Annotated in this window: 12 protein-coding genes; 10 read left to right on the forward strand and 2 right to left on the reverse strand. The window is 48.5% G+C overall.

Annotation, left to right across the window (positions count from 1 at the left end):
* Positions 1–206 precede the first annotated feature (206 nt).
* The 10 genes from E4T81_RS14000 (at position 207) to E4T81_RS14045 (ending at position 10,777) form a co-directional block, all read left to right on the forward strand.
* Positions 207–776, forward strand: a complete 570-nt coding sequence (locus E4T81_RS14000) for a DJ-1 family glyoxalase III (RefSeq protein WP_135045675.1) — start codon at positions 207–209, stop codon at positions 774–776.
* A 40-nt stretch (positions 777–816) separates the two neighbouring features.
* Entirely contained in the window at positions 817–2,019 is a 1,203-nt protein-coding gene (locus E4T81_RS14005; RefSeq protein WP_135045677.1) for a glycosyltransferase, read from the forward strand.
* A 29-nt stretch (positions 2,020–2,048) separates the two neighbouring features.
* A complete protein-coding gene (locus E4T81_RS14010) occupies positions 2,049–3,056 on the forward strand; it encodes a radical SAM protein (protein WP_135045679.1) in 1,008 nt (335 codons plus the stop codon).
* Between the two features lie 30 nt (positions 3,057–3,086).
* Positions 3,087–4,175 carry a glycosyltransferase family 4 protein gene (locus E4T81_RS14015; protein WP_245207089.1) on the forward strand — a complete coding sequence of 363 codons (1,089 nt, stop codon included), beginning with the start codon at positions 3,087–3,089 and terminating at the stop codon, positions 4,173–4,175.
* 47 nt (positions 4,176–4,222) lie between these two features.
* A complete protein-coding gene (locus E4T81_RS14020; protein WP_135045681.1) occupies positions 4,223–4,624 on the forward strand; it encodes a hypothetical protein in 402 nt (133 codons plus the stop codon).
* A gap of 12 nt (positions 4,625–4,636) precedes the next feature.
* Positions 4,637–5,092: a hypothetical protein gene (locus E4T81_RS14025; protein WP_135045683.1), complete on the forward strand. Its 456-nt coding sequence runs from the start codon at positions 4,637–4,639 to the stop codon at positions 5,090–5,092.
* A gap of 19 nt (positions 5,093–5,111) precedes the next feature.
* Positions 5,112–5,456, forward strand: a complete 345-nt coding sequence (locus tag E4T81_RS14030) for a translation initiation factor (protein ID WP_135045685.1) — start codon at positions 5,112–5,114, stop codon at positions 5,454–5,456.
* Positions 5,457–5,466: 10 nt separating this feature from the next.
* Complete coding sequence (locus E4T81_RS14035) at positions 5,467–8,766, forward strand: exodeoxyribonuclease V subunit beta (protein ID WP_135045687.1); 3,300 nt, start codon at positions 5,467–5,469, stop codon at positions 8,764–8,766.
* Between the two features lie 76 nt (positions 8,767–8,842).
* Positions 8,843–9,535, forward strand: a complete 693-nt coding sequence (locus E4T81_RS14040; RefSeq protein ID WP_167761953.1) for a LexA family transcriptional regulator — start codon at positions 8,843–8,845, stop codon at positions 9,533–9,535.
* 30 nt (positions 9,536–9,565) lie between these two features.
* The gene (locus E4T81_RS14045) at positions 9,566–10,777 is read left to right on the forward strand and encodes an MFS transporter (RefSeq protein WP_135045691.1); all 1,212 of its coding nucleotides are present in this window, start codon (positions 9,566–9,568) and stop codon (positions 10,775–10,777) included.
* A 153-nt stretch (positions 10,778–10,930) separates the two neighbouring features.
* Here E4T81_RS14045 and E4T81_RS14050 read toward each other — a convergent pair whose 3' ends face one another.
* Entirely contained in the window at positions 10,931–12,397 is a 1,467-nt protein-coding gene (locus E4T81_RS14050) for a DUF1846 domain-containing protein (protein ID WP_135045693.1), read from the reverse strand.
* 166 nt (positions 12,398–12,563) lie between these two features.
* Positions 12,564–13,946 carry an ATP-binding protein gene (locus E4T81_RS14055; RefSeq protein ID WP_135045695.1) on the reverse strand — a complete coding sequence of 461 codons (1,383 nt, stop codon included), beginning with the start codon at positions 13,944–13,946 and terminating at the stop codon, positions 12,564–12,566.
* Positions 13,947–13,951: the final 5 nt, after the last annotated feature.

Genomic DNA, 13,951 nt, shown 5'->3' on the forward strand with positions numbered 1-13,951 from the left:
TATCATTAAGTTTGTGTTAATAATTGGCTTAATCTTGTAGCAATGTAGTCATGTACACTACTATCACACCGCAAATGTAAGACGTATTTTCCACTCCGCAAAATTTTTCCATAAGTTTTTTTATAATTTTTTTCACCGGCATATTATGATAATTCATCACAAATGCTTAATTTTGATATTGACATAACCAAAAAACACTTGATATTATGAATAATGTATTAGACACATCCTATTTATTTCTTGCCGACGGATTTGAAGAGACCGAAGCACTTGCCACCATTGACATCATGCGCCGCGCAGGCATGACCGTCTACACAGTAGCTGTAGGCACCAAGGATAAGACAGTAAAAGGCGCCCACGGAGTTTCCGTGACAGCCGACAAGCTATTAAACGAGATTGACGCCAATAATGCAGAATGGCTGATATTGCCCGGCGGAATGCCCGGTTCAACCAACCTTGCCGCCGACGGCGCCCTCAGCGACATGATCAACAAGCAGTGGATCAAAGGCGGTAAAATAGCAGCCATCTGTGCCGCCCCGGCTGTTGTGCTCGGACCGCTTGGCGTAGTTCGCGGACAGGAAGCCACCTGCTACCCGTCATTCAAAGACGAGCTCGTCAACGCCGGAGGAAAATTCATCGATAACCGCGTGGTAATCAGCGGCAACCTCGTCACTGCCAACGGTCCGTCATCAGCGTTTCTGTTTGGATTTGCCATTGTTTCCGAAACCCTTGGCAACGACGTCGCTTCATCAATAGCATCGGGAATGTTGGTATAGCCGATTGCCATAAGCAAAATTTTTGCTTATATTTGCAACCATGAAACAACGTGTACTGCTTGTAAACAAATTCTATTATAGACGTGGAGGCGACTGCGTGTATCTTCTCAACCTTGAGGAGATGCTGCGCAGTCGCGGTCATGAAGTGGCGGTCTTTGCCATGGGCTATCCCGACAATATACCGTCAGAATGGACGCCATATTTTGCGCCTGAGGTTCAATTTGCAGGAGGCATGATGCAAAAGCTGAAAGCCGTGAGGCGAACACTCGGAATGGGCGACATCAACTCGACGTTTACAGCCATCCTTGACCGGTTCAAGCCCGATGTAGTACACCTCAACAATATCCACTCCTATCTATCGCCGCAACTTGCCCTATTGGCCCGCAAGCGTGGAGTCAAGGTAGCCTGGACCATGCACGACTACAAGCTTCTATGTCCCTCTTACTCCTGCCTGAGCCACGGCAAGCCTTGTGAGCTGTGCATCGGCGGCGACAAGAGCCATGTCATAAAGGAGCGGTGCATGAAAGGGTCGCTTGCAGCAAGCGCCATCGCATGGCTCGAAGCCGGGAAATGGAGTCGCGACAGACTCTCGGCGTGCACCGACATGTTCATCTGCCCGTCAGAGTTCATGGCGTCAAAAATGCGTCAGGGAGGCTTCCCCGATAAGAAAATCGTGACACTCAACAATTTCTTGGCACCGGCAATATGGGAGAAAAAGCGCGTCACGCCTGTAAAGACTGAACGCGGCGACTATTACTGCTATGTCGGCAGACTATCGCATGAGAAAGGCGTAGAGACGCTTCTCAAATCAGCCTCAACGCTCCCCTACCACATCAAGATTGCCGGAGGAGGTCCTCTCGAAGCCGACCTACGGAAACGTTATGGCAATCAAGGCAACATTGAGTTTCTCGGACACCTTGACAGCGAAGGTGTCGACAAATTACTTGCCGGTGCGAGATTTTCGGTGGTGCCGTCGGAGTGTTACGAAAACAACCCCTTCAGCGTCATTGAGTCGCTATGTGCCGGCACACCGGTGCTCGGAGCGAAGATAGGCGGCATCCCGGAGCTTATCGCCGCCAACAACGGAATGACCTATCCATCGGGCGACTGCGCTGCGCTCGCCACGTCAATCGAAAAAATGTGGAATCAGAGTTTTGACCACGAAAAAATATCTCAGGACGCGCTTGACCGTTTCAGCCCCGAGTTGCATTATATTTTCTTAAATAAAATATATGGTGCATAATTCGCGTTATTAGATAAAACACCAAAAACATGAAGAATATAGTACAAGGCAGCCTTATCACGACTTTCCGCTGTAATGCGAAATGCAACATGTGCAATATATGGAAATGCCCTACCCATCCGCAAGAAGAAATCGACCCTGAGTACTACGAAAAGTTGCCTTCCGGATTGCGTATAAACATCACCGGCGGTGAAGCGACACTGAGGAAAGATATCGATCGAATTTTTGAGATACTATACCCGAAATCATCGCTTCTTGAGCTGAGCACCAACGGCTATAACACCGAAAAGATAGTCGAACTTGCCAATAAGTATCCAAACATACTTATAAGAGTGAGCGTGGAAGGACTTCCAGCTATAAACGACTCCAAGCGAGGGATTGTCAACGGTTTTGACCATGCCCTGCGGACAATGCTTGAACTCAAAAAAACAAAATGCAAGAATATCGGATTTTCCGTAGTAATCTCACCTGACAACTATAAAGATCTTTTACACCTTTATGAACTTTGCGTGGCTCTTGATGTAGAACTCGGGAACTCCGCTGTACACAATTCTTGGTATTTCCATAAAGATGACAACCAAATTGTGAGCGAAGATGCGCTAAAGCAACATGAACTTTTTGTAAAAGCGCTGCTTACGTCAAAACGCCGCAGGCTAAAGGATCGCCTGAAAGACTATGGCAGGGCTTATTTCAACCGCTCCATTCATCGTCGTCTGCGTGGCGACGACAATGGATATCGCCCTCCTTGCGGCGCACTGACTGACTTCTTTTTCATCGACCCACACGGCAACGTATCGCCTTGCAACGGATCGGCAGAAGAATGGGTTATCGGTAATATCAAGGAACAGCCTTTTGATCAGATCATGGAATCAGACAAAGCAAAAGAAGCGCTCAAAAAGGTCAAGGCATGCGACAGAAACTGCGCATTTATTGTAACTGAGCGCCATGACATGAAACGGCGTCCCTGGATACCGATAAAGTGGATTCTTAAAAACAAGATGCGTATACGTAAAGGACTACCCCTTTGCTGGGACTGACAAGTGAGACAACCGATATCTGACAATAATATGGCAGACATGATTGCTGTTATAGGCCTAAGGGGGTTCCCGAACGTACAGGGAGGCGTGGAAAAACATTGTGAAGCATTATATCCGCGCGTCCCTGAAAGGCACTTCCACATATACCGACGCAAGCCATATATAAAGTCGACAGGAGATGCGACGTACTGCAATATCACGTTTCACGACTTTCCGTCAACTAAAATCAGAGGTGTTGAAGCGGTATTGCACACCTTTTTAAGCACGCTAAGCGTAATCAACAGCAAATGCAAGCTTGTCCATGTCCACAACATTGGGCCGGGACTGTTCATCCCTATATTAAAGCTATTTGGCAAAAAAGTGGTAATGACTTACCACAGCCCCAATTACGAGCATAAAAAGTGGGGCAGATTTGCAAGATGGCTACTGCGCGCAGGTGAAAACATATCCCTGCGCCATTCCGACAAGATAATTTTTGTCAACGCCAAGCAGCGTGAAAAATTTGTCGGGAGGCATCCCGGCAAAACCTTGTATATACCCAACGGAGTCAATCACAACATGCCATCACTTGCCACTGATTTCATTAATTCACTGGGGGTTGCACCCGGCTCATATATACTTGGCGTAGGAAGGCTCACTCCGGAAAAAGGCTTTGAATATCTGGTAAAAGCTGTCAATAAGCTTGACAAAGATATAAAACTTATAATTGCAGGAGGAAGTGACAACAACGATTCCTATTTCAGAAAACTAAAATCGCTTGACATTAAAGGCAGGGTGATATTTACCGGCAATGTGTTTGGTGAAAATCTCAGGCAGCTGTATTCACACGCAAAACTGTTTGTGCTCTCATCTGTCAATGAGGGATTTCCGTTAGTGCTGCTCGAAGCAATGGACTACCAGCTTCCCGTGCTTTCTTCCGACATCCCCGGGGCTCATCTGCCACTGATTCCAGAAACCAACTTCTTTTCCCCTGGTGACAGCGACAGCATCACAGCGGCACTGAACCAATTTCTCTCTTCCGATAGCGCCACACGCACCGACTACGACCTCACGCCTTACAACTGGGACAACATCGCACGCCAAACAGAAACTGTTTATCGTGAGGTATTGGGTATTTGAATTATTTTTGCTAAATTTGTATTTACAAAGATAAATCGTCACCCTCTATGAAAAAGATTCCGACAACAGGCGCGTTGCTGCTCCTTCTTTGGTCTTGCGGCGGTATGTCGCGACAGGCAAAGGAGATAGCAGGCGACTATTACAACGTCCAGCTGTCAAGCGAGCTGCCTGTACTGGAACTGAAAAAAGACGGCACCTCGGTTGTGCGCAACATCGCGCCCGACGTGCTTGTCATGGAAGTCGACGGCACCTGGGAAATCCAAGGCGACTCCCTGATTATCGTCAACGACCTCAACCGGAAGCGCCTCAAAGGCGACACCGCCATAGCCGGAGACATCGCCCCGCGTATCGCACGCAAGATAAGCAGCCACGATGCCCATTCCATCACTCTCAGCAAAGACAACATAGACTATATGTATATACGCCATCATAAGGAATCTGAAAAATAACCATATCTGACTATGAAACCTCATTTTTTGACATTACCGTTGATTCTGTCAATAATCATGCTTGCGTCATGTGACAGCAACAACACCAAGGAGAATCTCCAGCATGCCGAATTTGCTATTGAACGACAGGACTATAATTCAGCGAGAGGCATCTGCGACAACATCAGGAAACAGCAGAACGATGCAGAGAAAATGGATGCATCCACCTTATGCAACCTCTCTATGCTATACATGAAGCTGGGCGAGACCGATGACCGCGAAGACAATATAGGACTTGCCCGCCAGTGTTATATCGACGCGTATGCCACTGATTCAGCGGAAGCCCGCAACTACTATGACAATGTATCGGTAGAGGATCTGCCACATCTGTCACTTCTGACATCGATTGTGCGCTCCACAACCGGCTCGCCGGCCGGCATCATTGATGACTACATAAATGAAAGTGACAGCATAAGCGGAATAAACTAACCCCACAATCCATCGCCCCATGAAGTCCAATGACCTCCATGCAGCACTCAGTGCATTTCTGCAAGCCAATCCCGACCTGCCCGAAGGCGAAATCATCGAAACGCCCGACAGCGACAAGCCGGCGGCGAAATCTTTCCGGCTTGACATCATCCTTGAAAAGAAAGGAAGAGGGGGCAAACAGGCTACAATAATATCGGGCTGGCAAGACTCCGACGAGGCATTGCTTGACCTTGCCGCCACGCTCAAAAAGAGGCTCGCCACAGGAGGCTCGGCTCGCGGAGGCGAGATACTCATACAAGGCGACCGGCGCAAGGAGACACTTGCCCTGCTGACAGAACTGGGCTACAAGGCAAGAATAATCTGACCTCCGGCATATGCTTACCATACACAAAGCGTCGGCAGGCTCGGGAAAGACCTATACCCTGACCTATACATATATAAAGATGCTTCTCGGCAAAAAGAGCGAAAAAGGCACCTACTCGCTCTCCACCGAGAAAAACCGTCATCGCGCGACTCTCGCCATAACATTCACCAATAAGGCGACCGACGAGATGAAACGACGCATCGTGCATCAGCTCGCATGTCTTGCCGGAATCGGGGCTGAAAAAAGCCCTTACGAGAAAGACCTCTGCACCGAACTGCACACTGACAGCACAAGCCTCAGAAATCAAGCGCTCGAAGCGCTTCACGAACTGCTCTGCGATTTCAGCAACTTCCATATAAGCACAATCGATTCATTTTTCCAGACAGTGCTCCGCACATTTTCCCGCGAAGCCGAAATCACCGGAAACTATGAAGTCGAGCTTCGCGACGATTACGTAATCACTGTCGGCGTCAACGAAATGCTTTCTTCGGTCAACCGCGCGACCGACCGCGATTTTGAGTCCCGACGGGAAATGATAGCTCTCGTAAGCTGGATAAAGCAGTATATCAGCCACAATATCAGCGAGGGCAAAAGCTTCAATATATTCAACCGCAAGTCCAATCTGGTCGACACGCTTGTCAAATTCACTTCCAAGGTGCTTACCGAGACCTATAAACTCAATGCTACCGAAATAGACCGGTATCTTGAGGACATCTCACGCACCCTTGAATTTGCAAGAGAAATCAGCACCCTGAGCAGGAAGCTTGAATCGGACTTCTTCAGTCTTGCCAACGAATGCTATAAATCGCTTGTATCAGCCGATGCGATTGCCGGAATGATGAAAGATTGCGGTGATGCATTCAAGTCATGGTCTGAGGGCAGCTGGGGCAACGGACCCGGGAAAAGAGTACGCGCTGCCTTAGAAAATCCGGAAGCGCTTTACAAGAAAAACAAGTGTCCCGACTCCGACATTCTAAATCTTGCGGCTGAAATGGCTGTTGAGGCAGTGAGAGTCTATGACTCGATTAGCCTTCTCAAAATTCTGCGCACCAATGTCTACAATCTCGGTGTAATCGGTGAGATACAACGTCGGGCGGCAGAGTTCAAAAACGAGAACAACGCCATATTGTTAAGCGACACTAACGATATACTGCGCCGCATCATAAGCGAGGCGGAAGCCCCCTTCATATATGACCGCCTCGGAGTAAGGCTCCGTCACTTTCTTATCGACGAGTTTCAAGACACGTCAAGGCTACAGTGGGCCAACCTGCGAGCCCTTGTAAGAGAGAGCCTCTCAACCGACAATGACAACCTCATAATCGGCGATGAGAAGCAGTCAATCTACCGTTTCCGTAACTCCGACCCCGACCTGATTGTAAAGATTGTGCCGGAAGAGTTTTCCCGACAGTCAGAAATAAGAGGCAACAACCCGAAAGAAAACACCAACTGGAGAAGCAGCAGCGAAGTTGTGAGATTCAACAACACTCTGTTCAGCTACATCTCGGAAGCAAAAGACCTGTCAGATATTTACTCAAATGTAGTCCAGCGCATCGCCCGCAGCGACATGCACGGCTATGTCAAGGCCACACCCTACGACAATGCCGATGACGCGCTCGACAACATGACCAAGGATATTGTCCGGCAGCTCGGCTCCGGCTACAGGATGGGTGACATAGCCATACTCGTGTCATCCAATGCCAACGGAAAGACAGTGATTGACTATCTGCTGAGCCGCAAGCAGGATATACCGGAGCTGAAAGACCTTCAGATAATGTCGGACGACGCCCTGACCATATCCTCATCGGCGGCTGTAAGAATCATCACGAGCGTATTGTCATTCCTCGATGCGCAACAGACAATGTTTGCCCCCGACGAGCGGGAAGCCGAAGAGACGCGCCGCCATCTTCCCTTGGCGACGATACTGAGCCGCTACCATTTCCATCTCTCCAAAGGCGTCGACAGGCTGACCGCGATTGAACTGACCTTCAACGACGATGCCGCCACGGAAGGCGACAGCACAGCCAATGAAGCAGCCGACATGAGATGCATCAACCTGCCCTCCATCGTCGAGAGAATCATAAGCCGCTACATTTCAGAAGAAATGCGTGAGGCGGAAAATGTATATATCAGCGGATTTCAGGATGTCGTCACCGACTTCTGTGAAGGAAGCGAAGGCGACCTCCATTCATTCATGAAATGGTGGAACAGTTTCGGAAAAGAAAAATGCGCGCTCGCTATCCCCTCGGAGGTAAACGCAATCCGCGTAATGACCATACACAAATCCAAGGGACTTGAATTCCCCTGTGTACACGTGCCTATTATAGACTGGAGTTTCCAGTCATCCAAAAATATCGAATGGTTCAAAACGTCCGATGACAACGACATGCCGCTGGGCATCTTCGCGCAGTTCAAAAAAGAGAATCTGCCGCCATTTATACCCCTTGCGACCACCTCAATCCTTGAAAACGGAGAATTTGCCGACCAGTATTCCACCTTTGCCAAGAAGTCGACAATTGACATTCTCAACAAGACCTACGTCGCTTTCACCCGTGCTGTCAATGAACTGATAATCGGCTACAAGAGAGTCAGCAAGCCGAGCGACAGTTCAGTTCACGGATTAATGAGAATAGCCCTCGACAACACAACAGAGCAGTGGATTGACCGTTTTGGCGAAAACCGCGACTATCACACTGCGCTCGCCCCGTTTACCGACGGCGAAGGACTATTTTCATTTGGCAACCCGACGTCACGCCATGAGAAAGAAAAGGTCGACAACAGCGCTGTGAAGATGCCTCCCTACATGTCGCTTGACAATGACAGCATATGGGACCTCAGTCGCATCGAAGATCTCGACGAGATGTCGCTGCCTCGCCAGAAAGGCATCATACTTCACAATATAATGAGCCTTATACGCACTCCGCGCGACATAGTGCGCTCGGTAAGACGCCACGCCATGAAAGGCTACCTGACTGAAGAAGAAATTCCCGAATACGTGAATACAATCACCGAGGCTCTTTCTGACAGGAATGTCACTGCGTGGTTCAACGGGTTCACACGTCTACTTAACGAGCGCGCCTTTATCGTCAACGACAACAGCGGGGTCACACGCCGATACCGCCCTGACAGAGTTGTGTGGCGCGGTGACGGCATAATAGACGTGGTTGACTATAAATTTGGAGAAGAAGAGCCTAAAAAATACATAACTCAGGTGCGCGGTTATGTCTACAACCTGCGGAAGATGTATCCGGGAACGACTGTCAACGGCTATCTATGGTATCCGCTTCAGTCAAAAATCACTCCGGTAAACTAACCGGTTGTTTTTTGTCAACCCGTCAGTTGGTGTTTTACAATATTATATGTATATTTGCAACACAAACCGATATTATATGGAAACACCGACCGACAAAAACCAGCTGATAATAGGACGAATCCGTTATCTCATGGAACTTCGCCACCTCTCGCAAGTGGCATTCTCAAAACTTATTGGCATTGACCCGTCAAATGTATCAAAATACCTCAGCGGCAAGCTCCCTGTAAGCGATGCCCTCCTCAACCGCGTGGTAGTCAACCTTAATGTATCAAAAGACTGGCTGCGCGACGGCACCGGACTGCCATTTGAAAAGAGCAATCACGCATCGGAAGTGCAGGTAGCGGAAATATGCACCGACTACCGAAGCGACGGAATACCTGTCTACGACATTGACGTGGCGGCAGGTTGCACAGAGATGTCACGCGCATTTACCGAAGAAAATGTAATCGGCAAACTGAATTTCCCCCATCTGAACCCCGAATGGATTGTAGTAAGGGCAAAGGGCGACTCCATGAAACCGAAGATTGAAAATGGCGGCTACGTGGCATTTCTCCCACAGAGTGACACCGAAAACATCCTTTGGGGACAGATATACGTCGTGATTATGGAAAACAGGAGGGTGGTAAAATATGTGCGCCGACATCATGACCCGTCAAAGGTCATATTGCGCAGCGCCAACACAGCTTACGACGACATGGATGTTTCACGCAAAGACATCGTGGCTCTCTATGTCGTAGAACGCATAATCAATATTCAGGACTGTTTTTAGTTGACATAGATTAATTTTTAAGAGTTACTTATGATTCTCACTGAAAAGATAAGGCGTCTGACATCGATGCCTACATTTCATGTATTGCTTGCACTCAGTGCCGCACACTGCCTGAACGACCTGCTGCAATCGGTTATCACCGCTGTATATCCGATGCTTAAAAGTGACCTTGACATCAATTTCACGCAGATTGGACTTATCACGCTCGTCTATCAGCTCGCGGCATCCATTTTTCAGCCTGTCGTAGGCTATGTGTTTGACAAGCGTCCGTTTGTATGGAGCCTACCGGCAGGCATGATAAGCACATCGATAGGAATTGTGCTGCTTGCCTTCAGTTCATCGCTGACAGGAGTGCTTATCGCTGTATTCATGATTGGACTCGGATCAGCGACTCTTCACCCCGAGGCATCACGCATCACCTCTCTTGCCGGACATGAACGACGCGGATTTGCCCAGTCGGTATTTCAGGTCGGAGGCAATTTCGGTGGCTCCATCGGGCCGCTGCTCGTAGCCCTTATAGTCGCGCCCCACGACCGCCGTTATGTCATGTGGTTTCTTGTGTTTGCCGCGCTATGCTTCTGGGCAATGCGCCCTATCTGCCGATGGTATCGCGGCTACCTGAATTCATTAAAGCAGTCACAAAAACGCGAGGAGCGCCACGCCGTGCTTCCGCTCTCGCGCGGCATGACAATCTTTACCATCTGCGTCATCATTGTGCTGATATTCTCCAAATATATCTATATGGCGAGCCTGTCAAGCTACTATACGTTTTATCTGATTGACAAATTTGGCGTCTCTGTGTCACAGTCTCAGATTTTTCTGTTCATATTTGTCGTGTCTACCGCAGCCGGCACTCTTGTCGGAGGCCCGATAGGCGACCGCTACGGAAGAAAGCCGGTGATATGGGTCTCAATTCTCGGGACAGCACCCTTCAGCCTTCTTATGCCGCACGTCAATCTGCCGCTTACCGTAATACTGAGTTTCTGTGCCGGTTTCATGCTGTCATCGGCATTCCCGGCAATACTCCTTTATGCGCAGGAGCTGCTGCCGACTAAACTCGGCATGATTTCCGGATTATTTTTCGGCTTTGCATTTGGAGTGGGCGGCATCGCGTCGGCAGTGCTCGGGGATTTCGCCGACCGCTACGGAGTCGAGGCAATATATAATTTCTGCGCCTACACCCCTCTCCTCGGCATAGTGGCGGCACTGCTCCCCAACCTCAAGAAGCTCAAAACGGAATAAACACCGGCTTATACACATCCGGCAAATTGCTCCAAAAGCATGCAGGGGGTGACCTTCCGGTCACCCCCTACCGCTAAACAGTATGTACATCAACGCCCGATTTATTTGCCGATTAACCGACCGGCAATTGAAGGGCGATGGAAGCTCGACGGCTTACTTTGTCTTGCGCACAGGGTCGCAGGTAAGCCCTACGCCAAGCTTTTTGAATATCTTGTGGTCAACCTCTCCGAGCATTACAGTCGAATGTACCTGACATCCGTTAAGTTCCGGGAGCACTTCAAGCGCACGACGGCAGTTCTCGTCATCCTTGCTCAACACTGACAGAGCGACAAGTACTTCGTCAGTGTGAAGACGCGGATTACGGCTGCGCAGATAGCAGGTCTTGGTGTGCTGTATAGGCTCAATCATCGACTGCGGGATTAGTTTTACCGAGTGGTCTATCCCGGCAAGATGCTTGATGGCATTAAGGATGAGAGCCGCGCTCGGTCCAAGCAATTCGCTTGTCTCAGCCGTGATGATAGTCCCGTCGGCAAGTTCAATCGCAGAACATGGCACACCGCTACGCTCCGCGCGCTCTTTTGCCGCAACAGCCGGACGACGGTAAGACGCGTCTATCTTCGCCTGCTTGAACAGCAATGCGATCTTATTGACCTCGCTGTCATTTCCATCGCCAAGGGCAAGGTTGTTAAGGGCAGTGTAGTAACGGCGGATAATCTCGTTTTTAGACGCCTCACGACACACCTCATCGTCATTTATACAGAATCCTACCATGTTTACGCCCATGTCGGTAGGCGACTTATATGGATTCTCGCCATAAATTTCCTCAAACAAAGAGTTCAGGACAGGGAATATCTCAATATCACGGTTATAGTTGATAGCAGTCTTTCCATAAGCCTCCAGATGGAACGGGTCAATCATATTGACGTCGTTAAGGTCGGCTGTAGCCGCCTCATAGGCGATATTGACCGGATGTTTCAGTGGGAGACTCCATACAGGGAATGTCTCAAACTTGGCGTATCCCGCCTCTATACCACGTTTGTGTTCATTATAAAGCTGACTGAGACACACCGCCATCTTGCCGCTGCCCGGGCCCGGAGCTGTCACAATCACGAGAGGACGAGTGGTCTCTACGTAATCATTCTTTCCAAAACCCTCATCGGAGGCGATAAGCTCCACGTTGGTAGGATAGCCGTCAATGATGTAATGGTAATAGGCGTTGATTCCCATGCGTTCGAGACGCTTTCTGAATGAGTCGGCACTGCTCTGCCCGTTGTAATGGGTAATCACGACTGAGCTTACCAGGAAGCCGCGATTCTGAAACTCTGTGCGCAGGCGCAGCACATCCATGTCATAAGTGATGCCGAGGTCGGTGCGCACCTTGTTTTTTTCAATATCGAGCGCACTGATTACAATCACAATCTCAGCGCGGTCGCTAAGTTTTGAAAGCATGCGCAACTTGCTGTCGGGCTGGAATCCCGGAAGCACACGACTTGCATGGTGGTCATCGAAAAGCTTACCTCCGAGTTCAAGGTAAAGCTTGTTGCCGAACTGAGCTATACGCTCCTGAATATGTTCGGACTGAATTTTGAGATATTTCTCGTTGTCAAAACCGTATTTCATAACGGATTACAAAGGTAGCAAATTTCTCCCTAAAATCCAAATCCCACAATCCGGCCGACACCAAATGTCTTTAGTTAATTCATCTTCCGAGAGCTATACCCCGTCATAGTGAACAAAGACATAACAGGTCATTTTCATCTCAAAATGCAGATAATGCAGGCTACAATTAATGATTGATTACCTGCCAATAACCGCCACGAGCTGCACCGACACGCCTAATTACGCCGTCCGATTGCAATTTCTTGATATGCTTGGAAACAGCTCGGTCAGATATGGAAAGTATTGTCGCAAGCTCATTAATTGTCACTAACGGATTATCCTTCATTTCACGGACTATCCTGTCACGAGTTTTCTCTGAACTTTTTCCTGAACCTTTCTCTGAACTTTTTTCTGAACTTTGATGTCGGTTTATTTCAGTAGTGCCTCCAAGATTGACTGCCTCAAATCTTTCACGAGGAATATAAACAGTTACACCACCTTGTTCTACTGAAAAGGTCGGTGGAGTCAATCCCTCGCCCTTAAAGCCATTGACTATTTTTTCGATGCCACGTCCCCACGCTTCAATGAATCCCGCTCGATAGAATGCCTCTGCCATCTTTGGGTTGCGAGGTTTGGAAGTATGCTTATCCATCAGTTTCTCTATCGATAAATCTTCCGGCAGTTTACCTTCATTCCACAGTCTGATATGGTCACTGTAGATACTCATCTGCGTCCATGTCCCTTGATAATCCCTGTGGACTATTGAATTGCAGATTATTTCACGCAATGCTTCCTCCGGGATTTCAAGCGGTTCAACACGTTGTAATCCCCTGTAATGGATTGGTCGAATAAGATATTTATCGTCTAAAGTACGTAGCACTCTCTCCGGCATCTGTATGAGATTGCCATTAATAATCTCCTGGCTCAATAGGTCGAAATTTGTAGCGCCAAAACGACCAATCTTGAAACTCGAAGTAATAAAACGCCTCTGAGGATATTTGCCGAATAACAGAATGGCGCCATTGCAAGGCACACCGTCCTCCATCAGCCCAAGATTAGAAATAACCTCCTCCGGCGTGGAACTGTCAACATCCGGCGACATTCTTTTCTCCTTGATTCCTTTCTTTAGAAAATACTTTATAGCCTCCGGATCAATGTCGTCCATCGTTGCACCATAACAAGGCATATCCTCCCAACTCCTCCCAAACTTCTTCATCAGAAACTGTTGCAGAGCAACTCCTCTTAATTCCTGATTGGTGGCACCACTGCGAACATAAAACGCCCCCTTATAAGAGATAGGGATATTGGAGTGGTCGATATCAATCTCGATTATATCCTTGCCTTCTTGTACGATATGGCTGACTGTAGGCACGATTCCAAGCATGGTTACAATCTTGTTTGGAATATCCTCCAACTGCTGATGCAGATGCGACACACCAATGAGCGCCATATCATCGCCAATACCGATGTATATCCTGCCTCCCTGTGCGTTAGCAAAGCCGCATACCCACTTCAGGTATTCGTCCTTCCATATCCGCTTATATTCAATATTTTGGTTTTCGTTGTTCATCTCAG

The sequence above is a fragment of the Barnesiella sp. WM24 genome (assembly GCF_004570975.1).
GTDB lineage: Bacteria > Bacteroidota > Bacteroidia > Bacteroidales > Muribaculaceae > Muribaculum.

Bases quoted from the DNA above. Each gene is read 5' to 3' on its own strand.
- E4T81_RS14015 (WP_245207089.1), top strand. From the start codon at position 3,087: ATGGCAGACATGATTGCTGTTATAGGCCTAAGGGGGTTCCCGAACGTA.
- E4T81_RS14005 (WP_135045677.1), top strand. From the start codon at position 817: ATGAAACAACGTGTACTGCTTGTAAACAAATTCTATTATAGACGTGGA.
- E4T81_RS14025 (WP_135045683.1), top strand. From the start codon at position 4,637: ATGAAACCTCATTTTTTGACATTACCGTTGATTCTGTCAATAATCATG.
- E4T81_RS14045 (WP_135045691.1), top strand. From the start codon at position 9,566: ATGATTCTCACTGAAAAGATAAGGCGTCTGACATCGATGCCTACATTT.
- E4T81_RS14010 (WP_135045679.1), top strand. From the start codon at position 2,049: ATGAAGAATATAGTACAAGGCAGCCTTATCACGACTTTCCGCTGTAAT.
- E4T81_RS14050 (WP_135045693.1), bottom strand. From the start codon at position 12,397: ATGAAATACGGTTTTGACAACGAGAAATATCTCAAAATTCAGTCCGAA.
- E4T81_RS14040 (WP_167761953.1), top strand. From the start codon at position 8,843: ATGGAAACACCGACCGACAAAAACCAGCTGATAATAGGACGAATCCGT.
- E4T81_RS14035 (WP_135045687.1), top strand. From the start codon at position 5,467: ATGCTTACCATACACAAAGCGTCGGCAGGCTCGGGAAAGACCTATACC.
- E4T81_RS14030 (WP_135045685.1), top strand. From the start codon at position 5,112: ATGAAGTCCAATGACCTCCATGCAGCACTCAGTGCATTTCTGCAAGCC.
- E4T81_RS14020 (WP_135045681.1), top strand. From the start codon at position 4,223: ATGAAAAAGATTCCGACAACAGGCGCGTTGCTGCTCCTTCTTTGGTCT.
- E4T81_RS14055 (WP_135045695.1), bottom strand. From the start codon at position 13,946: ATGAACAACGAAAACCAAAATATTGAATATAAGCGGATATGGAAGGAC.
- E4T81_RS14000 (WP_135045675.1), top strand. From the start codon at position 207: ATGAATAATGTATTAGACACATCCTATTTATTTCTTGCCGACGGATTT.